Origin of the sequence: Candidatus Symbiopectobacterium sp. NZEC151, assembly GCF_025962655.1 — a bacterium.
In the GTDB taxonomy this organism is placed as follows: domain Bacteria; phylum Pseudomonadota; class Gammaproteobacteria; order Enterobacterales; family Enterobacteriaceae; genus Symbiopectobacterium.
Map to the genome: position 1 here is coordinate 1,330,989 of NZ_JAGFPE010000001.1, position 23,251 is coordinate 1,354,239.

Annotated in this window: 23 protein-coding genes and 1 tRNA gene; 16 read left to right on the forward strand and 8 right to left on the reverse strand. The window is 51.7% G+C overall.

Annotated elements, in window-relative coordinates; genetic code table 11:
* Positions 1 to 127: 127 nt before the first annotated feature.
* Positions 128 to 574, reverse strand: a complete 447-nt coding sequence (gene slyA, locus J5067_RS05840; protein WP_264642926.1) for a transcriptional regulator SlyA — start codon at positions 572 to 574, stop codon at positions 128 to 130.
* A 231-nt stretch (positions 575 to 805) separates the two neighbouring features.
* A complete protein-coding gene (locus tag J5067_RS05845) occupies positions 806 to 1,054 on the reverse strand; it encodes a DUF1289 domain-containing protein (RefSeq protein WP_264629429.1) in 249 nt (82 codons plus the stop codon).
* A 315-nt stretch (positions 1,055 to 1,369) separates the two neighbouring features.
* On the opposite strand from J5067_RS05845, the gene gloA reads away from it, so the two are divergent.
* Complete coding sequence (gene gloA / locus J5067_RS05850) at positions 1,370 to 1,777, forward strand: lactoylglutathione lyase (RefSeq protein WP_195312293.1); 408 nt, start codon at positions 1,370 to 1,372, stop codon at positions 1,775 to 1,777.
* 193 nt (positions 1,778 to 1,970) lie between these two features.
* Complete coding sequence (gene rnt / locus J5067_RS05855) at positions 1,971 to 2,621, forward strand: ribonuclease T (RefSeq protein ID WP_264642928.1); 651 nt, start codon at positions 1,971 to 1,973, stop codon at positions 2,619 to 2,621.
* A 96-nt stretch (positions 2,622 to 2,717) separates the two neighbouring features.
* On the opposite strand, the gene J5067_RS05860 is transcribed toward rnt, so the two are convergent.
* A complete protein-coding gene (locus tag J5067_RS05860; protein WP_264642929.1) occupies positions 2,718 to 3,074 on the reverse strand; it encodes a Grx4 family monothiol glutaredoxin in 357 nt (118 codons plus the stop codon).
* Positions 3,075 to 3,483: 409 nt separating this feature from the next.
* Between J5067_RS05860 and J5067_RS05865 the strand changes: the two genes are divergently transcribed.
* Complete coding sequence (locus tag J5067_RS05865) at positions 3,484 to 4,401, forward strand: C40 family peptidase (RefSeq protein WP_264642930.1); 918 nt, start codon at positions 3,484 to 3,486, stop codon at positions 4,399 to 4,401.
* A gap of 82 nt (positions 4,402 to 4,483) precedes the next feature.
* On the opposite strand, the gene J5067_RS05870 is transcribed toward J5067_RS05865, so the two are convergent.
* Entirely contained in the window at positions 4,484 to 4,573 is a 90-nt protein-coding gene (locus J5067_RS05870) for a YnhF family membrane protein (RefSeq protein WP_196907316.1), read from the reverse strand.
* Positions 4,574 to 4,966: 393 nt separating this feature from the next.
* Between J5067_RS05870 and purR the strand changes: the two genes are divergently transcribed.
* Complete coding sequence (gene purR / locus J5067_RS05875) at positions 4,967 to 5,992, forward strand: HTH-type transcriptional repressor PurR (protein ID WP_264628173.1); 1,026 nt, start codon at positions 4,967 to 4,969, stop codon at positions 5,990 to 5,992.
* Positions 5,993 to 6,423: 431 nt separating this feature from the next.
* Complete coding sequence (cfa, locus tag J5067_RS05880) at positions 6,424 to 7,575, forward strand: cyclopropane fatty acyl phospholipid synthase (RefSeq protein ID WP_264642931.1); 1,152 nt, start codon at positions 6,424 to 6,426, stop codon at positions 7,573 to 7,575.
* Between the two features lie 66 nt (positions 7,576 to 7,641).
* Here cfa and J5067_RS05885 read toward each other — a convergent pair whose 3' ends face one another.
* The gene (locus J5067_RS05885; protein ID WP_264642932.1) at positions 7,642 to 8,292 is read right to left on the reverse strand and encodes a riboflavin synthase subunit alpha; all 651 of its coding nucleotides are present in this window, start codon (positions 8,290 to 8,292) and stop codon (positions 7,642 to 7,644) included.
* A gap of 463 nt (positions 8,293 to 8,755) precedes the next feature.
* On the opposite strand from J5067_RS05885, the gene J5067_RS05890 reads away from it, so the two are divergent.
* The 5 genes from J5067_RS05890 to J5067_RS05910 all read left to right on the forward strand — a co-directional run bounded on the left by J5067_RS05890 (position 8,756) and on the right by J5067_RS05910 (position 12,112).
* Entirely contained in the window at positions 8,756 to 10,123 is a 1,368-nt protein-coding gene (locus J5067_RS05890; RefSeq protein ID WP_264642933.1) for an MATE family efflux transporter, read from the forward strand.
* A 206-nt stretch (positions 10,124 to 10,329) separates the two neighbouring features.
* A tRNA-Val gene (locus tag J5067_RS05895) sits at positions 10,330 to 10,406 on the forward strand.
* A gap of 193 nt (positions 10,407 to 10,599) precedes the next feature.
* Complete coding sequence (locus J5067_RS05900; protein ID WP_264642934.1) at positions 10,600 to 11,082, forward strand: cold shock domain-containing protein; 483 nt, start codon at positions 10,600 to 10,602, stop codon at positions 11,080 to 11,082.
* 162 nt (positions 11,083 to 11,244) lie between these two features.
* Positions 11,245 to 11,784: a DUF2058 domain-containing protein gene (locus tag J5067_RS05905; protein WP_264642935.1), complete on the forward strand. Its 540-nt coding sequence runs from the start codon at positions 11,245 to 11,247 to the stop codon at positions 11,782 to 11,784.
* A gap of 82 nt (positions 11,785 to 11,866) precedes the next feature.
* Positions 11,867 to 12,112 (forward strand): YmjA family protein, encoded by a 246-nt coding sequence (locus J5067_RS05910; protein WP_264628391.1) that lies wholly within the window; start codon positions 11,867 to 11,869, stop codon positions 12,110 to 12,112.
* 95 nt (positions 12,113 to 12,207) lie between these two features.
* On the opposite strand, the gene J5067_RS05915 is transcribed toward J5067_RS05910, so the two are convergent.
* Positions 12,208 to 13,098, reverse strand: coding sequence for a LysR family transcriptional regulator (locus J5067_RS05915; protein ID WP_264642936.1), 891 nt, complete (start codon positions 13,096 to 13,098; stop codon positions 12,208 to 12,210).
* Between the two features lie 115 nt (positions 13,099 to 13,213).
* Here J5067_RS05915 and J5067_RS05920 point away from each other — a divergent pair, with 115 nt between their 5' ends.
* From J5067_RS05920 to nhaC, 4 genes are all read left to right on the forward strand, one after another.
* Positions 13,214 to 14,635, forward strand: coding sequence for a coniferyl aldehyde dehydrogenase (locus J5067_RS05920; RefSeq protein ID WP_264650655.1), 1,422 nt, complete (start codon positions 13,214 to 13,216; stop codon positions 14,633 to 14,635).
* Between the two features lie 31 nt (positions 14,636 to 14,666).
* Positions 14,667 to 15,365 carry a type 1 glutamine amidotransferase domain-containing protein gene (locus J5067_RS05925; RefSeq protein WP_264628401.1) on the forward strand — a complete coding sequence of 233 codons (699 nt, stop codon included), beginning with the start codon at positions 14,667 to 14,669 and terminating at the stop codon, positions 15,363 to 15,365.
* A gap of 80 nt (positions 15,366 to 15,445) precedes the next feature.
* The gene (locus J5067_RS05930; protein ID WP_264642938.1) at positions 15,446 to 16,444 is read left to right on the forward strand and encodes a LacI family DNA-binding transcriptional regulator; all 999 of its coding nucleotides are present in this window, start codon (positions 15,446 to 15,448) and stop codon (positions 16,442 to 16,444) included.
* Between the two features lie 157 nt (positions 16,445 to 16,601).
* The gene (nhaC, locus tag J5067_RS05935) at positions 16,602 to 18,050 is read left to right on the forward strand and encodes a Na+/H+ antiporter NhaC (RefSeq protein WP_264642939.1); all 1,449 of its coding nucleotides are present in this window, start codon (positions 16,602 to 16,604) and stop codon (positions 18,048 to 18,050) included.
* A gap of 98 nt (positions 18,051 to 18,148) precedes the next feature.
* On the opposite strand, the gene J5067_RS05940 is transcribed toward nhaC, so the two are convergent.
* Positions 18,149 to 20,350: a bifunctional diguanylate cyclase/phosphodiesterase gene (locus J5067_RS05940; protein WP_264650656.1), complete on the reverse strand. Its 2,202-nt coding sequence runs from the start codon at positions 20,348 to 20,350 to the stop codon at positions 18,149 to 18,151.
* A gap of 105 nt (positions 20,351 to 20,455) precedes the next feature.
* The gene (locus J5067_RS05945) at positions 20,456 to 20,608 is read right to left on the reverse strand and encodes a hypothetical protein (RefSeq protein WP_264642941.1); all 153 of its coding nucleotides are present in this window, start codon (positions 20,606 to 20,608) and stop codon (positions 20,456 to 20,458) included.
* Between J5067_RS05945 and J5067_RS05950 the strand changes: the two genes are divergently transcribed.
* Both J5067_RS05950 and J5067_RS05955 read left to right on the forward strand, forming a co-directional pair.
* Positions 20,607 to 21,755: an iron-containing alcohol dehydrogenase gene (locus tag J5067_RS05950; RefSeq protein ID WP_264650657.1), complete on the forward strand. Its 1,149-nt coding sequence runs from the start codon at positions 20,607 to 20,609 to the stop codon at positions 21,753 to 21,755. The genes J5067_RS05945 and J5067_RS05950 overlap by 2 nt on opposite strands.
* Before the next feature lie 895 nt (positions 21,756 to 22,650).
* On the forward strand, positions 22,651 to 23,205 hold the full coding sequence (locus J5067_RS05955; protein WP_264650658.1) for a fimbrial protein: 555 nt from the start codon (positions 22,651 to 22,653) through the stop codon (positions 23,203 to 23,205).
* Positions 23,206 to 23,251: the final 46 nt, after the last annotated feature.

A 23,251-nucleotide genomic window follows, 5' to 3' on the forward strand; every position in this document is an offset into this window, starting at 1 on the left:
ATAATTCACCAGAAATATCGCGCAGGTAAAGGATCGCAGCATGATGCCATGTTTGAATGCAGAGCGTTATTCAATTCGGCTTGATGGACATTTATTCTACCCAAGCATTATTCTGTCTGATGACGCATCAATGATGGCTTTCATGGCTCTCATGTAAGGCGAGTATATTTTTTTCCAGGCGGGCAATAAGCCCTGTCAGTGCACTGACTTCCTGTACCGAAATACCCAGCAATATCTCACCACGCGTTTGGCTTATCACATCATCCACCGCCTGGATGATCGGCTCTGCCGCATCGGTCAACGCGATGCGTTTTGCACGCCGATCGTGTGCACAAATACTTCGTGTAATCAAGCCCTTTTCTTCTAACTGATCCAAGGTTCTTACCAGCGATGGCTGCTCGATACCAATGGCTTTTGCCAATTGAATCTGCGACTGCCCCGGAGGCAGTTGGTATATATTATGCAGCGTGACCCAATGGGTTTGGGTTAATTCCAGCGGTTTCAGGCGAAAATCAATTAATGATCGCCACACGCGAACCAATCTGGCCAAATCAGAACCTAACGGCAATTCCATAACATCTCCTTATTATTAGCGTACTAAGTTATATCCCTGGATTGCAATCAAATCTGATTTTAAAAAAAATGAAAAAGGCATCTTGCTTAATAATTTATCCATAAATGGCAGTAGCCACATTGCTGTTATACCAAATATATTCACCTTGAGGAAATTCTCTCACCGCGTGAAACTGCAAAAGAGTTGTTCTCTCTGCATTATGTAACATATGTTATTAGGGCCAGAGGCGCACTAATCATCGTTGAATAACGAAGGCTGCTGCCACTCGCTATTCAGTGTAGCCTTTTCCGAACGTAACAGCCGTTTCTCGCGTTGTCGGCAAAGTCTTAACACGTCCTGTTTTTGCGTATCGCTCATCTGCCCCCAGGAGAAACGCTCGCTGCGACTGCGGAAGCACCCCAGACAATAGCCGCGCGCATCCGATTGACACACGCCACGACAAGGGTTTGGAACAGCAAAGAGCTCAAGTTGCTCAGGCACTGCACCTCCGCAACCCATCACGTTCATTGAAGCGTTACAGGGCGACAATGGCAAGCTTTAGGTGTAGAGCGGCGCTGGTTGTAAACGATACTCAGTATTATATATTGTAGCGCCGAAGATTTCTCTAGCGACACTATTTATTTAGTCTGTCATTAATATACCGCAAGGTTATGTCATAAATGTGATTTCCATCCGCTGCGGCACCCAGGGTGTACCTTCTACATCAAGGATTTGGACTCAATCCCGTGACAACTGGTATACTTTGTAACGAGCCTTTGTGATGGCGGTCAACCACAGTAGTCAATCGAGGATATTATGCGCTTACTTCATACCATGTTGCGTGTTGGGGATTTACAACGCTCAATCGATTTTTACACCAAGGTACTGGGGATGCGTTTGCTGCGAACCAGTGAAAACACCGAATACAAATACACGCTCGCTTTCGTGGGTTATACCGAAGAGAGCGAAGGGGCCGTCATTGAACTGACGTACAACTGGGGCGTTGATAAATACGATTTGGGTAATGCCTACGGGCACATCGCGCTGGCCGTTGAAGACGTTGCCGCAACCTGCGAACGTATTCGTCAGGCAGGCGAGAAAGTGACGCGCGAGGCCGGTCCGGTCAAGGGTGGAACCACGATTATTGCCTTTATCGAAGATCCCGATGGTTACAAGATTGAGCTGATTGAAAAAGCACAATCCGGAAACGGACTCGGCAACTGATTGTTTCTCGATGCTGTGCGGCGGCCTCTGCCCGCCGCTTTTTCGCTTCATCTCTCCCCTTCTCCGTTACGCGTCGCTGATTCGATTGCCCGCCGCTTCCCCCCGTCAGGGTGCTGAAGGCATCAGGCTTACTGCATTGGCGCCAGGAATTTGCCATAATGCGCGCTGCATTTAGTAAATGACTAAAGAGAACATGGCTGATAAAAATAACCTGAACGCGCTGAGTGGCCGTTTCCGTGGGTTTTACCCGGTTGTTATTGATGTTGAAACCGCGGGGTTCAACGCGAAAACTGACGCACTGCTGGAAATTGCCGCCATCACAATGAAAATGGATGAGGACGGTTGGTTACAGCCCGATGAAACCTTGCATTTTCACGTTGCGCCATTCGAAGGTGCGCTGCTTGATCCCGCCGCGCTGGCGTTTACCGGCATCGATCCCCATAATCCGCTGCGCGGTGCCGTCTCTGAATACGACGCCTTGCATGAGATATTCAAAATGGTGCGTAAAGGTATTAAAGACAGGGGCTGCAATCGCGGGATTATCGTCGCTCACAACGCCAATTTTGATCACAGCTTTTTGATGGCAGCAGCGGAACGTTGCGGGCTCAAACGCAACCCGTTCCACCCGTTTGCCACGTTTGACACCGCCGCGCTGAGCGGATTGGTACTGGGACAAACCGTATTGGCAAAGGCCTGCATGACTGCTGGCATCGCCTTCGACTCCGCGCAGGCTCACTCAGCGCTTTATGACACGCAGCAAACCACGGCGCTATTTTGCGAACTGGTTAATCGTTGGAAGCGGCTGGGCGGTTGGCCATTGCCCGTGGAAGACCAAACGGTCTGAGTTCCCCCATCGGGTTCATACCAACATTAAAGGGACCCTTATGCGGGTCCCCTCTTCTGCATCAGATAGCGGCAGTATACCGCCAACAGGCACGATTTACTGCGCGCTGTCGCCGTCCTGCGGCTCACGGTATTTGTCTGCGGTTTCTTTGATCAACGGCTGCAATTCACCACGTTGATACATTTCAATGATGATATCGCATCCGCCAATCAGTTCGCCGTCAATCCACAGTTGGGGAAAGGTCGGCCAGTTGGCATATTTTGGCAGCTCAGCACGAATATCCGGGTTTTGCAAAATGTCTACATAGGCGAAGCGTTCACCACAGGCCGACAGCGCTTGCACGGCCTGCGCGGAGAAACCGCAACTCGGCAACTTCGGGGAACCCTTCATGTACAGCAGAATCGGGTTTTCTGTAATCTGGCGCTGAATTTTTTCAATCGTTGTCGTCGTCATGCTTATTGCTTCCTCAAACGGTGTTTCTGCGAGCCATTACGCTGCCCTCTTCATGGCGGAGGGATCGCACGGCATCATTATGTAACGGGGTATTATCGCACCATTGTCGCGTATGCGCTTTGTGATCCACGCGATCCCAAAGCACATTTACCGTTGCGTCATTGTAGCGAGAGCGGTCATGACAAAAAAACGCCATTTTTTGTAGGGTCTTTTCCTGTCACCGTTCTCCCCAGGTCCCTCGGTGAAATATGCCGCAATAAATGATGATATTTACAGCGGGAAAACAATTATTAACGTTTTCTCATGATTCTGTTAAGCGAAAAGGTGATTTCCTGCTTTTTTCTCATGGCGTTTTCGTCAATACTGTTCGAATTGAGCGAGTTAAGGATTGTATTCGGTCTCTTTTATCATGCGCGTATTTATTACTCTGATCTTTGTTTTCTTCAGCCATCTGTTTATTAATGTTGCCCAGGCAGCTCCGCACACCAATGCGGAGAAGAAAGCCAGCGCCAGCACCGATGACAAGCACCTGAAAAAAAACCAGACCACCAAAACCACTAAAAAGCCACAAACTCCGCCGGAACCACCGAAGAAAAAGGCGACGCCGGAAAAAGCGAAAGCCAAAGCGCAGCCTGAAAAAAAGATCGCTGAGAAAAAGGTAGTTGAGAAAAAAGCCAAAATAGCCCCAAGTACGAAACCGACCAAAACCACGGCCACTAAAAAGATCTCTGGCGACGTTGAAGCCAAGACCGCAGCATCAAAAACCACGTCATCGCGCTACCACAGCGCAACGCCGGCAAAGCTGGTAAAAGGGCTCAAAAAAGGGGCGGAAACGACTACGCAAAAAACGGCGGCGATAAAGCCAGGCGCAAAAAAAGCGGGCAAAGAGCCAGTGCTGAGCGAAGCGCATAAGCGCCGCTACCAGCATGCAAAAATGACGGCAATGAACAAGCTGATGAGCCAGATCGGTAAGCCTTATCAATGGGGCGGTAACTCGCCTTACACCGGTTTCGACTGTAGCGGTCTGGTCTATTATGCCTATAAGGATGTGGTGAAAATTCCTATCCCACGCACCGCCAATGAGATGTATCACCTGCGCGATGCTGCTCCCATCAATAAGGGTGAACTGGAGATTGGCGATCTGGTGTTCTTCCGCATCAACGGCCGTGGCACCGCCGATCATGTCGGGGTTTATCTTGGCAATGGCAAGTTTATTCAGTCACCGCGTACCGGTGCCGATATCAAGATCAGTAAGTTGAGTGAGGACTACTGGCAGGAACACTACATTGGCGCACGTCGCGTGGTGACACCACAAACGATTCGCTAATCGCCCAACCGACGCATTGATACGTTACAGATAATAAAGACCAGGTGATGCCTACGCAGCCTGGTCTTTATTTTAATCGCTGTCAGTTCAATACGGCAACAAAGCTAAATACCATGATCATGACTAACGCCCCAACCGTGGTCAGTAATGACATTTTCAAATCAGTATTCATTCTATCTCCTTGAAACACAGAAACGCGTGGAAATTGCCGCCGCATTGGATGCCACATTGTTTTTGCACGCCAATCGCCGCAGCACAATGACGCCAAGAAGGTATTGTTACACAATTTATAGGGAAAATCTCCGATCCCGGCTGCACTAATTATATCAATTATCCCTTTCACTTTCGCGGCAAATCAGCCAGAATTCGCAGTTTACCGTGCGCTGCGTCGGTGTCCGAACACGTCATCTTCAATGGGATCAATGCGTCCCCTTTAGGTACAAAGTACGTCGGCAGTCTCCTTCTGATATCCTGTTTATTCCATCAGAAAGAGAACATTACGCAAAAGCAAACGATTAACAAACTATATACTGCCGTAACAAGTAGGTTCAGGAGTCATTTTTAGATGGCAACGATCAAAGATGTGGCAAAGCGTGCTGGCGTTTCAACTACAACCGTCTCTCACGTCATCAACAAAACACGTTTCGTCGCCGAAGAGACCAAAACGGCCGTGCGGGAAGCCATCAAGGAATTACACTACTCCCCGAGCGCAGTAGCGCGGAGCTTAAAGGTCAACCACACCAAATCCATCGGACTGCTCGCCACCTCGAGCGAAGCACCCTACTTCGCAGAAATCATCGAAGCGGTTGAAAACAGTTGTTATGCCAAAGGCTACACCCTGATTCTGTGCAACTCGCACAATAACCTGGAAAAACAGCGAGCCTATCTTTCCATGCTGGCGCAAAAACGGGTCGATGGCCTGTTGGTGATGTGTGCGGAATATCCGCCCGAACTGTTGGGCATGTTGGCGGATTATCGCAGCATTCCCATGGTGGTGATGGATTGGGGTCAGGCACACAGCGATTTCACCGACACCATTATTGACAACGCCTTTGAAGGCGGATACCTGGCTGGCCGATACCTGATTGAGCGCGGCCACCGCGACATCGGTGCCATTCCCGGTATTCAGGAACGCAACACCGGCAGTGGGCGTTATCTGGGTTTTCTCAAAGCCTTGCACGAAGCGGATATTACGGTACGCGATGAGTGGGTTGTTCAGGGCGATTTTGAACCGGAATCCGGCTATAAAGCCATGCACCAGATTTTGGCGCAGAAACAGCGCCCGACCGCCATTTTCTGCGGCGGCGATATCATGGCGATGGGCGCTATCTGCGCGGCAGATGAGCTAGGGCTACGTGTACCGCAAGATATTTCCGTGATTGGCTACGATAATGTTCGCCATGCGCGTTATTTCACGCCGGCCTTGACCACCATCCACCAGCCCAAAGAGCGTTTGGGTCAATCTGCCTTTACCATGCTGCTCGATCGCATCACCAGCAAGCGCGAAGATGCACAGGTGATTGAGGTTCATCCGACCCTTATTGAGCGGCGTTCCGTGGGTGATGGTCCGTTCCGCGACTATCGCCGTTAATGTTTAAGACGATTTTCTTATAATATATTGATTTTTATATTCTTCATGGCTGCATCAATCAATTTCGACTTGTCCTCTGATTGAAGCAGTCATACACTGTTTTTCATTCGGACAATATCCCTACACTTATCCTTATTACAAAAAGCGCAGAATTGCGTATCAGGATACGTGCCCCTACGTGCTACCACGTACCGGCTTTGACTCTTCATTCCCTCTGGGTATCCAGAGAGTAGACGATGGATGTTATGCCTGCTGCCACTGTGCAACGGGCAAGCATAAACGGCTGCGCACGAATGCAACCGCTTACTCTTTGAACAACGGGTAACTTGCCCGTGATTCGAACACGCTGTGCGCAAACCGCAGCGTTAGGGTTGATGAAAGACTGTCTATGCTGTTCCTTGCGGCGCTGCCTGGCAAGGTTGGGAGAAGTTATGAGTTCATCATATGTAGAGGAACTGGCAGAAAATAACACGTCCTGGTTCCGGATCGTTCAAGCGTTATTGGCTATCGCTGATATCAAAATCAATGGTTCTCGACCGTTTGATATCAGGGTACGCAACCCCGATTTCTACAAGCGCGTTCTGCGTGAAGGCTCACTGGGACTCGGGGAAAGCTATATGGACGGTTGGTGGGAGTGCGATCGTTTAGACTGCTTTTTTCGGCGTCTCTTACGCGCGGGGCTTGAGAAAAAAGCCCCTCATCATCTCAAAGACATTTTGCATATTGTCGCCACGCGCTTGATTAACCTGCAATCGCGCAAGCGTGCCTGGATTGTCGGCGAGGAGCATTACGATCTGGGCAACGATCTGTTTAGCCTGATGCTCGATACGCACATGCAATATTCCTGCGGCTACTGGAAAGAGGCCACGACCCTTGAGCAGGCGCAACAGGCCAAACTGCGCATGATTTGCGAAAAGCTTCAGCTTCAGCCGGGCATGACCCTGTTGGATATTGGCTGCGGCTGGGGCGGACTGGCCGCCTATGCGGCACGCCATTATGGCGTATCGGTTTACGGCGTGACCATTTCGCGTGAGCAGCAAAAACTGGCTCAGGCGCGCTGTCACGATCTTAACGTTACCATTGAATTGCAGGATTATCGTGACCTTAACCGACATTTCGATCGCATCGTGTCTGTCGGCATGTTTGAGCACGTTGGACCGAAAAATTACGACACCTACTTTCGCGTCGTCAGCAAGAACCTCAAACCCGAAGGGCTATTTCTGCTGCATACCATTGGGGCAAATAAAACTGATTCGCAGGTTGATCCCTGGATTAACAAATATATCTTCCCCAACGGTTGTCTGCCCTCCGTTCGCCATATTGCCGCGCGCAGTGAACCTTATCTGGTGATGGAAGATTGGCACAATTTTGGGGCCGATTACGACAAGACCCTGATGGCCTGGCACGATCGCTTTGTTGCCGGTTGGCCACAGTTAGCGAACCGTTACTCACTGCGTTTTAATCGTATGTTTCGTTACTACCTGAATGCCTGCGCCGGGGCGTTTCGCGCACGCAATATTCAACTGTGGCAGGTATTGTTTAGCCCTCAAGGGATTGAAGGCGGCGTGCGTGTAGCGCGCTGATAGCGGTCTGCTAACGCCGTACAGATAAGGGTACGGCGTTATGTTATTGCCTGTTCAGGTCAGACTTCAGGCGCTCTGCGCGGCATTCGCCGTTGCGGCCTCTTGTGCCTGACGCTGCGCCAGCACACGTTCAACCGTGTCGATCACGGCCTGCGTTTGCGGATCGATTTCGATATTGATCCGGTTCCCCAACCGTTTCTGCCCGAGGGTGGTGCGTTGCAGCGTTTCGGGGATCAAATGCACGCAGAAACGACTGCGTGTCACCTCACCCACCGTAAGGCTGATGCCATCAATACCGATAAACCCTTTGTGCAGCACATATTTCATCTGCGATTCATCAGCCAATCGGAACCAGATTTGGTGATTGTTTTCTGAGGTCAGAATTTTAACCACTTCGGCCGTGCACATAATGTGCCCGGACATCACATGCCCGCCAATCTCATCGCCATATTTGGCGGCGCGTTCAATATTCACCAGATCCCCCGGCGTGATATCGCCCAGGTTGGTCAGGCGTAGCGTCTCTTTCATTAAATCAAAACTGACCCGATCGCCATCAATTGCCGTCACCGTCAGGCAGCAGCCGTTATTGGCGATCGAGGCACCCGTCACCAGACCGGTCAGTAATTCGGGAGGAAGTTTTACCACATGCGTGCGGAAGTTCGTTTTTTCATCGATGGACACCACCGGCGCGGTGCCTTGAACAATACCGGTAAACATACGCTTGCCTCTTAATAAATCAGTGAAATAACTGAATGCTACTGTGCCAGTCGCCCCTCCCTTCGTTACCGTGGCAAGCCGCGAGGGAAGAAAGACTGACAAATCATCTTGCAGTTTGCCTCATAACGACTGGAAAACCAAACGTATTCCCCCCTTTGTCCCCCGACAAATCCGATAAGACAACAGACCCTCTCTATAGACACAATATCTTACGAAGAAGTTGGTTTACTTATGCCAAGCCGCTACACTAGAACAACGTTCTGTCATCGATCGATTTTCCATCTCAGATGGATGGCTGTGAAAGCCATTTATGCTCATTATCTCGCTTGCGGTTGTTTACTTTCTTTCACCCCAACCCCCTGCTGGAAAAGCAACGCGCCACCTCGCGGTGAGGCCGTATGACAGAGCGCGAGGTGGTATCGACGTCAGTGTCTCGTTTTAACAATTCAAGGAAGGTGTTTGCGTGCAGAAATATTTGTCAGAGGCGCGGAGCCTGTTAACGCTCGCGGTTCCTGTCATTATTGCGCAGGTTTCCCAAACGTCCATGGGTGTCGTGGATACCATTATTGCGGGTGCCTATAGCGCCACCGATATGGCGGCCGTGGCGGTCGGTACCTCCGTGTGGTTGCCGGTCATCCTGTTTGGACATGGTCTATTGATGGCGCTCACGCCGGTGGTGGCCCAGCTCAACGGCTCCGGTCGACGCCCGCGCATCGCCCATCAGGTTCAGCAGGCGTTTATTTTGGCAGCGATCGTTGCGGTTATCACCATGGTGGTGCTGTACAACGGCAAACATGTTATTGCCATGATGCACACCGACTCACCGGAGTTGGCGAATGTTGCCATCGGCTATCTGCACGTGATGCTGCTGGGGGTGCCGGGCTATCTGTTTTATCAGGTGCTGCGCTGCCAATGTGAAGGGCTATCCAAAACCAAGCCGGGCATGGTGATTGGCTTTATTGGCGTGCTGATCAATATTCCGCTGAACTATATCTTTATCTACGGCAAATTTGGCATGCCCGAACTGGGCGGCGTAGGTTGCGGCGTCGCGACAGCATCCACCTACTGGATCATGATGCTGATGATGGCGTTTTACAGTATGCGCGCACATTGGTTGCGTGACATCAAGTGGCAGCGCTGGCAGATTGATTTCTCCGCCATGCGGCGTCTGTTTTCGCTCGGTTTGCCGATTGCGCTGGCCCTGCTGTTTGAAGTATCGCTGTTCGCCATCGTCGCCCTGCTGATCCTGCCGCTCGGCGTGATTGACGTTGCCGGACACCAGATAGCACTGAATTTCAGTTCACTGATGTTCGTGCTTCCATTGTCGATCGGCATCGCCTCGACCATCCGCGTTGGCCATCGACTGGGGGAAGGTTCCGTGGAAGATGCGCGTATTGCGGCCTATACCGGCATTGCGACCGGCGTGATGCTGGCCTGTTGTACCGCCATTTTCACGGCACTGCTGCGTGAACAGATCGCCTTGTTGTATAACAAAAGCCCCGAAGTGGTCGCCATGGCGGCACAGTTGATGCTTTTTGCCGCGATTTATCAGATTTCAGATGCAGTGCAGGCTATCGGCAACGGTGTATTGCGTGGCTATAAAGATACGCGATCCATTTTCTACATCACCTTCGTCTCCTACTGGATACTCGGTTTACCCAGCGGGTATTTGCTGGCAATGACCGATTATTGGGTGCCACGCATGGGGCCCGCCGGTTTCTGGTGCGGTTTTATCATCGGACTCACTGCGGCCGCGATCATGATGGTGCTGCGTATCCGTTATCTGCAACGTCAACCGCCCGGCGATATTCTGGCTCGCGCGGCGCGCTAACCCTGATGTCACCCAGCGCCAAGGGGCAATACGCCATTGGCGCTGGGTGAAAAAAACACAAAGTGAATACAAGCGCAGCAGTCGTGCAGTTCAACCGCATAAATTTTGCATTTGCGTCTTGCCAGCACCCTATTCACTCGCTACTATGCGCCCCGCACGGCAGCACAGGGTATCGTCCGCTGCTTTAGCAACAAGCCTCACAGAATGCGTTCTTAGCTCAGTTGGTTAGAGCACCACCTTGACATGGTGGGGGTCGATGGTTCGAGTCCATTAGAACGCACCATTTCTGGTTTCTCAGCGTTCCATTTCCTACTCTATTTTCACTCTCCTGATAGCCCGATTCTTGCAGAAATGCACGCCATGTTCTTACCGGACATTTATCACCAACAGGTAAAGTAAAGAGGTGGTCTGCGCAGGGATTGTGCTTTACACTGCGCGCTGCAAAAATAGGGCAATAAACGATTACGTAGGCGGTAATGGCGATGAACGGAACGATCACAACCTGGTTTAAAGATAAAGGGTTTGGATTTATCAAAGATGAAAACGGTGATAACCGTTATTTTCATGTGATTAAGGTTGCCAACCCGGATCTGCTTAAAAAAGGCGCGAGCGTCACTTTCGAACCCACCACCAATAATCAGGGTCTATCGGCATATGCCGTGAAAGTTGAACCGGAAAGCAAATACATTTATATCGCAGGCGAACGCATCAAGCTTACCGCCATTAAATCCTTTCTGGTGTTCAGCGAAGAAGTGCCGGCCGATACCCGCATTGATAAAGAGAATACGGTGCTTTCTGTGGGCGCGCTGATGGGAAACATCAGGCCGAAATCAGCCGCTAAATCCAGCGAAGTTCGCTCGATGAAAAAGCTGGCGATTACCACCTTTCAGGGTTCAACGTTAATCTTCACCGAAGATGAGATAGACATAGACGCCACAGTGAAACTGCTCAAGGTGTGAAACCTTTTCGCTGGCCCCGTGTCAGCAGCGAACCGTATTCACTGCGCCCCTGATGGCGTCCTCCAGACCAAACGCCATCGCGATCGGGCTCTGCGCCCGGTTACAGCCTTGACGATTACAGGTATAATCCCACCCATTATTCTTACGGGTTTCGAAACGACGATGACAAAACTCACCTTACAAGAGCAACTGCTGAAAGCGGGATTAGTGTCCAGCAAAAAAGTGGCCAAAGTGCAAAGAACGGCCAAAAAATCACGCGTTCAGGCGCGTGAGGCCCGAGCCGCTGTAGAGGAAAATAAAAAAACACAGCTCGAGCGCGATAAACAGCTAAGCGAGCAACAAAAACAGGCTGTGTTATCTAAAGAGTATAAAGCGCAGGTGAAGCAACTCATTGAAATGAACAAAATCGACATTTCAAAAGGTGATATTAGCTTTAACTTCACGGATAACAATTTAATTAAAAAAGTGGTTGTGGATAAGCTTACCCAAGCCCAGTTGATTAATGGTCGTCTCGCCATCGCTCGCCTGGTTGTTGATAGCAAGGGTGAGAGCCAATACGCGATCATCCCCGCGAGCGTAGCTGAGAAAATTGCGCAGCGGGATGCAAGCAGTATCGTTTTACACAGTGCGCTGAGTCAGGAAGAGCAAGATGAAGAAGATCCCTATGCCGACTTTAAAGTGCCTGATGATTTAATGTGGTAATTGACGCTGCATGTTGCAACGGTTTAATGCAGCATTTAACCACCTAACAGACGACAGAAACCTTACCCCGTGGGGACGACGCATGAACAATGAAATACCCCTTAAATATTATGACATTGTGGATGAGTATTCGACGGAAGCTGCCACATTGGTGAGCGAGTCAGAACGTGACGCTCTGGCGCACTATTTCCAATTACTGCTCACCCGCTTAATGAATAATGAAGAAATCAGCGAGCAGGCTCAGCAAGAGATGGCCCGTGAAGCCCATATCGACGAACAACGCATTGATGAGATAGCGACGTTTTTGAATCAATGGGGCAATGAGTAGCGTTGCACCGCACATCACTCAAGGGCGGTGCTGAATTTTTCTCGCGCATCGCCCGTCAATGACCCGTGCCACGCCCTTCCCCGTCCGTTCCTCGTTTAATCCGGGTTACCAAGCCTGTTCAGTAGGATCTGTCGGGTGTGTGCCAGACGCGGCTGACGTAATGCACTCGGCAGCCACACCAGATTGTAACGAATTTCGGTGTCTCCCACCGGGGCTTTAATACGGGCCAGCTTACCTTCAGCAAGATGCGCACGGCACAAAAATTCCGGCATCACCGTCCAGCCAAATCCTTTACACAGTAGGCTTCTCTGACCGCGTAAATCCTGACCGACCATTGCAGGAAGCAACGAACCGAATTTTATCCGATTCTTACCCAGCCAGTGTTCGATCAGTGAAAGCTCAAGGTTGTAAGCCAGCAGCGGCTCATTCAGTAAATCCCGGCCAAAATGCTCACTGCTGTTCAGGCGTTCGGCAAGGGCGGGCGCTGCAATAGCGATCACGCGGTCGGTAAAAATGACATCCCCTTTTAATCGCGTATCGGTGACAGGGTGCGCGGTGATACCCAGATCGCAATGTCCTTCTATCACCATCTGGGAAACCATCGGGCCATCTCCCGCATGCAAATGCACGCGAATACCGCTTTCCAACAATGGCAGCAGTTCACCCGCCAATTTTTCTGCCATAAAGTCAGAATGACCAATGATTTGCAGGGTTCCCGCGACATCCATGGACCTTGCCCTTGCTGAGGCGAGCGCGGATTCAGCGTCATCCAGTTTATTACCGATATCCGCCGCGAGATCGTCAGCGACCACCGTCGGTTTCACCCCCTGCGGTTGGCGCTCAAACAGGGGCCTTCCAATGGCCATTTCAAGGCCGCTGATGTGCTGGGAGACCGCAGGCTGCGTCAGGTTTAACACGCGTGCCGCACCCGAAATCGAGCGTTGGCGGTACACCTCCATAAAGGTGCGTAGACGCAACAGTGACATAGTTTACCCATAAATTAATTTATACCCCTGACAAAATAGCGTTGTTATCTGCAAACATCCAGACCCGTTATGCTGTTCCCAACGCAGGAAATCTCAGCACCAACAGGAAAGTGAAATGAGCGAACAACAGCATTCTCAGACGTTATCAACCATCCTTGACGCCATGAAAAAGCATCATCGACAGAATGAACCTGCCACGGCGGCCTTACGCCGCGATCGCCTTATGCGCAGCGCCGCCTTGATCCGTGACCACCATGCGGCCTTGACCGAGGCGATCGGCCGCGATTTTGGTCACCGTAGCGGTTATCAGACGCAGGCCGCCGATCTGATTACCACCATCAACATGCTGATGCATTCCGCTGAAAAGCTGGAGCAATGGATGCAACCGGAGGCGGCGGAGGTGCCGGTTCCGGGGATGCAGGCCTGGATCGAACCACAACCGCTGGGCGTTGTGGGCATTATCAGCCCGTGGAATTTCCCGATAAACCTCGCCTTCGGTCCGCTGGCGGGTGTCTTTGCGGCGGGCAACACCGCGATGCTGAAACCCTCGGAGCTGACGCCGTTCACCTCTGAATTGCTCGCGGAGCTTGTCCCCCATTACTTTGATTCGAATGAACTTGTCGTGGTGTTGGGCGATGCGGCCGTGGGCCAGGCGTTTAGCCAATTACCGTTCGATCATCTGGTCTTTACCGGCAGCACGGCGGTTGGTCGTCACGTCATGCGGGCGGCGGCTGAAAATCTGGTGCCCGTCACGCTGGAACTGGGTGGAAAATCCCCGGTGGTGCTGGATACTGACGCAGAAATCAGCATCGCGGCCGAACGGATACTGACGATAAAGACGTTCAATGCCGGACAAATCTGCATCTCCCCGGATTATGTCCTGTTGCCTGAATCGTCCGAAGCGGGCTTTGTCGACGCGGCAAAACGTTTTATGCGTGCGAGCTATCCAACGCTTCAGCACAATGTGGATTACACCGCTATCATTAACGACAGACACTATCAACGATTGATCATGCTGCTGGACGATGCCGCCCGCAAAGGGGCTGACATCATCAGTCTCGCTCCCGACAACGAACCTGATGTCGATCCGCACAGCAGAAAGATCGCGCCACACCTCATTCTTGGCGTCACGCAGGACATGTTGGTGATGCAGGAAGAGATCTTCGGACCGCTGCTGCCGCTAAAAACCTACGCTGCCGGGATCGGTGACGCGATTCGTTACATCAACGCGGGCCCGCGCCCGCTTGCTGCCTACTACTTTGGTCATGACGCGGAGCGCCAGCGCCAGATAGCCACAAGGACAACGTCAGGTGCCTTGGTGATCAACGACGTCATGACCCATGCCGCGATCGACAGCCTGCCCTTTGGCGGCATCGGGGCTTCAGGTACCGGTGCGTATCACGGTATCCATGGTTTCAGACGTTTCAGTCATGCAAAACCGGTTGTTGTTCAGGACAGCGCCGCCATAACCAATCTTCGTCTTCGCGCGCCTTATCAGGATAAAGCGGCTGTTGCCGAAGCGTTCCTCAACAATTAATTCACCTGCACCCGCACTATCGAGGTTAACAATGAAAATTTTAATGGTTCTGACATCACATGCCGAACTGGGCAACACGGGCAAGAAAACAGGCTTTTGGCTGGAGGAGTTTGCCGCACCCTACTATGTCTTTAAAGATGCGGGTGCTGAGGTGGTTCTCGCTTCCCCGGCGGGCGGCCAACCGCCACTAGATCCGAAAAGCGATCTGCCTGAATTCCAGACGGCACTGACGGCACGTTTCAAAGCCGACAAAGATGCGCAGGACGCGCTTTCTCAAACGATAAAACTGGACACCGTGTCTCAGAACGATTTTGACACCGTGTTTTATCCTGGCGGCCACGGCCCGCTTTGGGATCTCGCGGAGTCCGCCACCTCGATTGCACTGATTGAGTCTTTCGATCGCGCCGGAAAACCGGTGGCCTTTGTCTGTCATGCGCCAGGCGTGCTACGCCATGTTACCGCCGCAACGGGCGATCTGCTGATCAAAGGCCGTCACGTCACCGGCTTCACCAACAGTGAAGAAGAGGCCGTCGAACTCACCCATATCGTCCCGTTTTTGATCGAAGATACGTTTATTGCCGCTGGCGCACATTATCAAAAAGGTGCCGATTGGATGCCGTTCGTCGTGGAAGATGGCAATCTGGTAACAGGGCAGAATCCGGCCAGTTCAGAAGCCGTCGCGGTCGCCTTGCTGAAAAAATTGAATAACGAAAGCTCAATGAGCCATTAAAAATTACAGGGTGCGATATTGGGTTAGCATAATTAACTGTGATAACACAGTAGCTCTCAATGCAATGACAGGGAGTCATCATGGCTACAATGAAGGATGTAGCCCGCCATGCGGGTGTTTCTGCGGCAACGGTATGCCGAGTGATCAACAATACCGTTTACGTTAAGCCGGTTACGCGGGAACGGGTTGAGACAGCGATGCGTGAGTTCAACTACCAGCGTAATGCAGCCGCACTCGCCATGGCAAAAAGAAGTGGTAAGACACTCGGGCTGCTGACCGGCAACCTGGACGACCCCTTCTTCTCGCGCATGGCGCGGGGCATTGAAGATACTACGCGTAAAGCCCGAGTACAGTTGGTGGTTTGCAGCGGCGGGCACCGTTCCGAGTTGGAAAAAGCAGGTCTGGATTTCCTGATCAATCAGGGGTGTGAAGCCATTGTCGCCCACCTGCCCCGCATGGATGAGGAGGATATCTTACGCTATGCGGCCCATACTCCGGCATTGGTGGTGATAAATCGCTATTTGCCGGTCATCGCCAATCGCTGCGTGTGGCTGGATAATGTGGGTGCCGCTCAGGCCGCGACCAACCAGCTTATTCAACACGGTCATCGCAAAATAGCCTGTATCGCGGCAGATATTCCCATTGATGACAGAACACACCGTGTCGAAGGCTACCGCAAAGCCATGGAAATTGCCGGTATCCCGGTAGCCGATGACTGGATCATCAGCGTTCCCTTCAATGAACAAGGGGGCGAGCAAGCCGCAGAAAAACTGCTACACGCCGGGCTCGCCTTCACGGCGTTGGTCACCTTCAATGATGTCATGGCCGCTGGCATCATGCGCACCTTTCACCACCATCAGGTACGCGTACCCGACGACATCTCCATGGTCGGCTTTGATGATATTGCCTGGGCCAAATATCTGCACCCCACCTTGACCACCATGCACAATCCGATTGAGAAAATGGCGCGCCGTGCCGCGACGCTGGCGTTACAACTCAACGCCGGTATCGTCGGGCCGCCACAAAATAATTGCTATTGCGCTGAGCTTATCCCGCGAGCATCGGTCAGGCATCTTTAATTCCGCCTTGTCAGCCCGGCGCAAGCCAGAAAAATGCGAATGGCGTCGCAGTGATTCAGCCAATGAAACCCGTTACACCCACGGCAGTCCGGGATCACATTTATATCGCCTCACTCTGAATACGCTGGGCCCCTTCAACGCTTAACAGGAGTGATAAATGAAAGCCAAAAAGGAGCTTAATCTGGGATTGGCGCTGCTGCCCATCGTTGCCATGCTTACATTGTTGGTTATTGGTTATGGTCAGTATAAATTGCCCATCGAGGCGCTATTGCTGGTTTCGGCTGCCGTTGCGACAGCAGTAGCCTATTGGCAAGGCTACCGCTGGGTGGAGGTCATGGACGCTATTGTCACTAAGCTGGCCAAAGCGATGCCGGTGATACTGATATTGATTTGCGTCGGTGGCATGATCGGTGCCTGGATGCTGAGCGGCACGATCCCTTATATGGTGTATTGGGGCCTGAAACTGATCAGTCCTCAATATATCGTTATCACGGCCTTTCTTATCACCAGTGCAACGTCGGTCTGCACCGGTACTTCGTGGGGCACCGCAGGCACCGTGGGTGTGGCGTTAATGGGCGTCGCCGCAGGCCTCGATGTCTCTTTAGCCGCCACAGCGGGCGCGGTGGTGTCAGGGGCCTATTTTGGCGACAAACTGTCACCGCTGTCTGATTCCACCAATTTTGCGGCCATCGTCGCTGAGACCGACCTTTACAGCCATATCCGCCATCTTATGTATACCACCCTGCCGAGCTTTGCTTTAGCCGCGGGAGTCTATCTGTTTTTCGGATACACCCACCTCCCCAGCCACGCGGCAAATCTGGACAAGGTGAATGAAATCGTAACGTCGATAGCGCATCTGTATCACTTTAACGTGCTCCTGCTCTTCCCCCCCATCTTGGTACTGTGGGGGGCCATCACCAAACGCCCGGTGATACCCGTGATGTTGGCAGCGTCAGTCATGGCGATAGGTATCGGCGTCGGCCTCCAGGGATTCACCCTGCAACAAGGGTGTATTTCATTGATTCACGGTTTCACCACGTCCATGTTTGCCGCACAGGGTACTGATGTCACCGGCCTGCTCAGCGACATTCCCCGCCTGCTCGATCGCGGTGGGATGTTCTCCATCATGGGCACCATCCTCTTGGTACTCTGCGCCTTTTCCTTTGCCGGGGCCTTAACCTTGACGGGTGCCCTGACCGTTATCATTAACCGGTTGCTAAAGGCGATCCGCGGTGTGGGTCAGCTGATTGCGGCCACCGTGGCAACCACCCTGTTGGTCACTGGAGCCACCAGTGATGGGAAATTGGCACTGCTTATTCCCGCTGAATTGTTTAGAGAATCTTACCTGCGTATGGGATTGGACACTAAAAACCTGTCGCGAACGGTGGAAGACGCGGGCACAGTGACAGAGCCGTTACTGCCCTGGACCTCGGCCGGGGTGTATATGGCCAGCACCCTGGGGGTTAGCACACTGGATTTTGTCCCTTGGGCAATCCAATGCTATGCGGCAATTTTCTTCGCGCTGATATACGGCTTTACCGGATTTGGTATCGCTAGATTACCCACCGGCGCCAGCACGGCACCGCAAGGCCTAAACCCGGTGTAATGCAGGCGGCTCCAAAATAATCACGCCCAGCCATCGCGTCACGTTGGCTGGGCGCAAAACGCTAATATTCACACCGCCGTTACTCATAAAAAGCCTGATTACGGATTAACCCTCTTTCTAAATGACTGCTGTACAAGCCCGAATTGTGTGGCAAAGGCTTGCGCCTCCAGCGGCTTGCCAAACCAATAGCCTTGTCCTTCCTGACAGCCGTGCTGGCGTAAGTCATGCCATTGTTCTGCGGTTTCAATGCCCTCCGCAATCGCTTCAATCTCGAAATTGCGGGCGATATCAAGAATGGCGTAGGCGACAGACGCATCACGTCGTGATGTGAGCAAATTTTGAATAAATGAACGGTCGATCTTTATGCGTGTTACCGGATACTGATTGAGCATACTCAACGAGGCATAGCCCGTACCGAAATCATCGAAGGCAATAGAGACCCCCATATCACGAATTTTTTGCAGTGTGTCCGACATGATTGAATCATTGTTATTATTAAGGGCGATGTTTTCCGTTAATTCAATTTCCAGTGCTTCTGCGGGAAGACCGTGGCGTTTTAGCACGTCCGCAATCTCTGCGGCCAGATCCCCGGTGGTCAGTTGCACATCGAACAAGTTCACGCCAATGCGAAAATCAGGCGCACCACAACGACGCCAATAGGCCGCCTGTGAGCAGGCTTCATCGAGGATCCAGGAGCCCACGCTGACCGCCATTGGTCCGCGCGCTAATGTGGTTAAAAACTCCGAAGGAGGTAATAGCCCACGCGTCGGGTGTACCCAGCGAATTAACGCCTCAGCGCCGGACAATGAGCCGTCGCTCAGTTTTATCTGCGGCTGATAAAACAGCACAAACTCGCTGTTGTCCGTTGCACGCAACAGCTCCATGGCATGGTGACGGCGCGCCGTCGCCTCCTGACGTAGCTCCGGCGTAAAAATATACAGCTGATTTCGTCCCGTGCGTTTCGCCCTTGATAGGGCCAGATCGGCATTGGCAATCAGCTCCAGCGCTTCATAGCCGTGTTTCGGTGCCAGTGAAATGCCCCCGCTGACCGTTACACTTATCGGGCTGCCCTGCACCAGAATCGGCTGAGCAATATGCGCCATGATCTGCTGGGCATAAAAACCGGCCTCGGCCTGATCGTAAATATCCGGCAGCAGCACAGCAAACTCATCGCCGCCAATGCGGGCAACAATCTGCGTTTCCTTGGTTGATGTCAGCAGGCGATGGGTGATTTCACATAAAATTTCGTCACCGGCAGCATGCCCAAAAGCGGCGTTGACATCCGAGAAACCATCAATATCAATCATCATGATGGCTGCATTGGGGTCTCGCAATACAGCGTCTTCGACGCAACGATAAAAGCGGCGTCGATTTCTCAGCCCGGTTAGCGGATCGCAATCGGCACTGATGGCAACGGCCTTTTTATCCTGCCGGTAACGCGTCATGTCGCGTAACGCGGCGGTAAACTGTAAATTACCGCCACAACATTCACAAAACAGCGATAACACAAAGAACAGCTTGCTGCCGTTTTTATGACGGCCACCAACCTCAAAAGGCGGTGTTTCACTGCATGTGCCGTCCGCAATAACACGGCGGATGGCGTTCCAGAATTCGGTATTTTCATCAATGCCAAACAGATCGCTGACCACTAATTCGGCGCTTTCATCCTCAGCGTAGCCACATAGCTGCGACGCCGCCGCGTTCCAACCGGTAATGCGCAAGGCCCGATCAAAGTGGATAACCGGCGCTTCCCCCGTCAATACCGCAGTGTTCCTATCGGCGTGATGTTCGCTGGCTACTTCAATGCGTCGCAGTTCAAGACGATCGGACGCCATTCTGGCCAGTTCGGTCAGACGTGCGTGATCCTCAGCGGTAAAATTTTGATGGGGGGTGTTATCCAGAATACACAAAGCACCCAGTGCATACCCTTCGGGAGAGCGTAACGGCACCCCCGCATAAAAACGGATATGGCTCGGCCCGGTCACCAAGGGATTATCATGAAAACGCTCATCCCGTTCGGCGTCACGCACAATCATACCGTTTTCGGTAAGAATGGCATGGGCACAGAAAGAGGCATCTCGAGTCATGTCAACGGAGCCATCACCCAATCCATGGCTTGCGGCAAAGAAGACGCGATCGCTGCCGATCATATTGACCGCGGCAATGGGCATATCGAACATACGGGACGCGATGCGCACGACCGGCGACAAACTGGACAAGGTAGCTCCAGGATCAAGCGCATACTCGCAGAGCGCTTTCAGTCTTTGTGAATCATCATCAGGAATGCTCGGACACTTCATGGAGTCTCCTTAATACCAAACCATACAGAAAATCTTACAAAAAACCTCACAGACTTAAGCGTAGGCCAAAGTTACATAATTCCGCCACTCCTACGCTTTTTCATCTCACGCCAGCAACCAAAAAGGCTGTGAAATTTTTCCGCCATGTTGATGGCAATCATGCGTTTCAGTTTGTGAACCGCCTGAAAATAGATACATTACTTGTTTTAATGAGCCGCACAGGTTTGTGCAGGTTGATGCGATAAAGGAGTTTTCCATGCCCCTGTCATTTTCTGTAGTAAGCCCCGGTGAAATTCGTTTTGGACGCGGTGAAGCCGCGGGCGCCTCCACCTGGCTGGCCGCCCGCGCCCGGCACGTTCTGCTGGTTCAGGGTGCCAACCCGCAACGTGCCGCTTTTCTCGTCGAGCGGCTCCATGCGGCACAGGTGCGCGTCAGCACGTTCACGGTCGCTCACGAGCCCACGCTTGCCGACATAGAGCAAGGGGTCGAACTCGCCCGGCAGCGTGGCGTAGAGGCCGTTATCAGCCTGGGCGGCGGAGCGGTTATCGATGCCGGTAAAGCGATCGCTGCTCTGGTCAAGGCACACGGGCCGCTGATTGACTATCTGGAGGTGGTCGGCAATGGCCGAATCTTGGAGTCAGCCCCGCTGACCTTCGTTGCGCTGCCCACCACCGCCGGAACCGGTGCCGAGGTGACCAAAAATGCCGTCATCAACGTTCCGGCACACCGTCGCAAAGTCAGCCTGCGTGATAACCGCATGCTGCCAGACCTCGCTATCATCGACCCAGCCCTGACAGACCATACGCCGCGCAGTGTGACGCTCGCCTCGGGACTGGACGCGCTGACGCAGGTGATTGAACCTTATATATGCAATCGCGCTACGCCTTACACGGATGCGCTGTGCCGTGCCGCGATCCCACAGAGCATCAACGCATTAATGCAATTGATGAAACAAGAGTGTCCACAGAGTCGGGATACTCTGGCGTGGGTAAGCCTGTGTGGCGGTCTGGCACTGGCAAATGCCGGGCTTGGCGTGATTCATGGCTTGGCAGGCCCGTTGGGGGGGTTATGCGATGCCCCACACGGTGCGCTGTGCGGTAGCCTGCTTCCCTTTGGGTTAATGCTGAATAATGCTCAGGTCACCGATCCGACGTTACTGGCGCGCTTTGATGAAATACGCCGTTGGTTTGCCAATGCGCTCGGGGTTGCTCCAATGCAGGCCTTTGATGCGCTCCGCGACTGGCGTTGCCAGGCTGGGTTAGGTTCATTGAGCACGCTCGGTGTACCACATGATGCGCTTGAATCAGCGGCCTTGGCGGCCAGCAGTGCATCATCGATGAAGGCCAATCCGGTGCCGTTAACCTACGATCAATTACTCGGGATGTTACACCTGGCGTGGGAATAACACGAACAGCACCGCAGTACAAACGCGATAGCGACATTTATACCGAGGCAGGCGCTACCAGGCTTGCCTTTGGTCTCAACGCGGGGTAATGGTACGGTATAAATAAACATGCATTTATTGTGGAATAATGTACTGGGTACCTTGCGATAACATATTCTTGGCAATAGATAAAATCACAAACAATGCTTTTAAATTATAGAACTCTCTTATCCTTTCTGCCATGTAATGATGTGTATATTATGCCGTGCATTTATTTTAGGATTATAATTACAAGCGATATTTTTTACTTTAAATACATAACCTTGCCAATAAGCCCTGCTCACTAGCGATTTTCAAACCGCCACGCAAAAAGCAGTGTAAAACACCAACCATAAATAAAAATCCAAGAATTAAAAACCATGGAAATGAAAAATAACAGCATATAAATAATTTGCTTACGTTAAAAAAGGATAGATTACGTAAATAAAACCAACATCAGCGCCAAAAAAAACATTTCTGGCAATGCCATAATTATATAAAATCGCTGCAACTGATGCTTCTACCGCATTCACTGTATTTACATCAACACTGAATGATGCACCAGTCAGACGATAACCTCTCATCAAAAACCGATGAGAGAAAATGAATCGAATAAGCGGTCAACGCTGTATATAGGAAGCAGCACTTTATAGAAAGCAACATCCTTAATCGATGATGCAACGTTAGCGTCATAGTGTAAAACCTGGAAACATTGTCGTTATATGTATATAGCATACGTTTTTTTGTAAATACCACAAGTGCTAATCATTATAACGATATAAAAATCAGCACTGTTGTATTTTTTCCCATTTTCACCAGGTATTAGGGAAAGACAAAAAAATTTCAAATCTATTTTACTAAATGTCAGGAGTTTACAATGAAAAAATCATTATTCGCATTAGCCCCGCTGGGTCTGTTGCTGCTGGTTGCCAATAACGCGTTGGCGGCTAATAACGCACAAATCACCATCACGGGCAGCGTGGTAGCCACCTCTTGTGATATTAACTTGAGCACCACGTCATTGGATCTCGGCAACGTCGCACAATTAGCATTCGCCGCAGCGCTTACCCCCGTGGATTCCAGCCAGCGTGATTTCTCACTGACGCTGAGCAACTGTGGTACACCAGATGCCAGCCAGGTTGCGCAGGTGCAAGTTACGGGTCCGGTATTACCGGGGCAGACCAACATCTTTAATAGCGATACCACACGCAATACTGGCGTGATGATCAGCAACGCCAGCACGCCATCGGTTTACATCGAGAACAATGAGGTTTTGGATATTGCCACCGCTGATGGTACCGACCCAGATGCCAGCGACTTTGATGGCCAACGCCTGAACTTGCGAGCCGGACTGGCATCAACCACAACTAATGCTAATGTTGATCTTGGAGGAGTAGCCGCACCGATCCTTTTCAACTTTATCACCAATTAATTCCGGCTGGGCGGCATAGCCGCCCCGCTTTTTCAGACAAGGACTG

Excerpts from the sequence above, each read along its gene's own strand:
- slyA (WP_264642926.1), bottom strand. The coding sequence starts at position 574 with ATGGAATTGCCGTTAGGTTCTGATTTGGCCAGATTGGTTCGCGTGTGG.
- gloA (WP_195312293.1), top strand. The coding sequence starts at position 1,370 with ATGCGCTTACTTCATACCATGTTGCGTGTTGGGGATTTACAACGCTCA.
- rnt (WP_264642928.1), top strand. The coding sequence starts at position 1,971 with ATGGCTGATAAAAATAACCTGAACGCGCTGAGTGGCCGTTTCCGTGGG.
- J5067_RS05860 (WP_264642929.1), bottom strand. The coding sequence starts at position 3,074 with ATGACGACGACAACGATTGAAAAAATTCAGCGCCAGATTACAGAAAAC.
- J5067_RS05865 (WP_264642930.1), top strand. The coding sequence starts at position 3,484 with ATGCGCGTATTTATTACTCTGATCTTTGTTTTCTTCAGCCATCTGTTT.
- J5067_RS05870 (WP_196907316.1), bottom strand. The coding sequence starts at position 4,573 with ATGAATACTGATTTGAAAATGTCATTACTGACCACGGTTGGGGCGTTA.
- purR (WP_264628173.1), top strand. The coding sequence starts at position 4,967 with ATGGCAACGATCAAAGATGTGGCAAAGCGTGCTGGCGTTTCAACTACA.
- cfa (WP_264642931.1), top strand. The coding sequence starts at position 6,424 with ATGAGTTCATCATATGTAGAGGAACTGGCAGAAAATAACACGTCCTGG.
- J5067_RS05885 (WP_264642932.1), bottom strand. The coding sequence starts at position 8,292 with ATGTTTACCGGTATTGTTCAAGGCACCGCGCCGGTGGTGTCCATCGAT.
- J5067_RS05900 (WP_264642934.1), top strand. The coding sequence starts at position 10,600 with ATGGCGATGAACGGAACGATCACAACCTGGTTTAAAGATAAAGGGTTT.
- J5067_RS05905 (WP_264642935.1), top strand. The coding sequence starts at position 11,245 with ATGACAAAACTCACCTTACAAGAGCAACTGCTGAAAGCGGGATTAGTG.
- J5067_RS05910 (WP_264628391.1), top strand. The coding sequence starts at position 11,867 with ATGAACAATGAAATACCCCTTAAATATTATGACATTGTGGATGAGTAT.
- J5067_RS05915 (WP_264642936.1), bottom strand. The coding sequence starts at position 13,098 with ATGTCACTGTTGCGTCTACGCACCTTTATGGAGGTGTACCGCCAACGC.
- J5067_RS05920 (WP_264650655.1), top strand. The coding sequence starts at position 13,214 with ATGAGCGAACAACAGCATTCTCAGACGTTATCAACCATCCTTGACGCC.
- J5067_RS05925 (WP_264628401.1), top strand. The coding sequence starts at position 14,667 with ATGAAAATTTTAATGGTTCTGACATCACATGCCGAACTGGGCAACACG.
- J5067_RS05930 (WP_264642938.1), top strand. The coding sequence starts at position 15,446 with ATGGCTACAATGAAGGATGTAGCCCGCCATGCGGGTGTTTCTGCGGCA.
- nhaC (WP_264642939.1), top strand. The coding sequence starts at position 16,602 with ATGAAAGCCAAAAAGGAGCTTAATCTGGGATTGGCGCTGCTGCCCATC.
- J5067_RS05940 (WP_264650656.1), bottom strand. The coding sequence starts at position 20,350 with ATGAAGTGTCCGAGCATTCCTGATGATGATTCACAAAGACTGAAAGCG.
- J5067_RS05950 (WP_264650657.1), top strand. The coding sequence starts at position 20,607 with ATGCCCCTGTCATTTTCTGTAGTAAGCCCCGGTGAAATTCGTTTTGGA.
- J5067_RS05945 (WP_264642941.1), bottom strand. The coding sequence starts at position 20,608 with ATGGAAAACTCCTTTATCGCATCAACCTGCACAAACCTGTGCGGCTCA.
- J5067_RS05955 (WP_264650658.1), top strand. The coding sequence starts at position 22,651 with ATGAAAAAATCATTATTCGCATTAGCCCCGCTGGGTCTGTTGCTGCTG.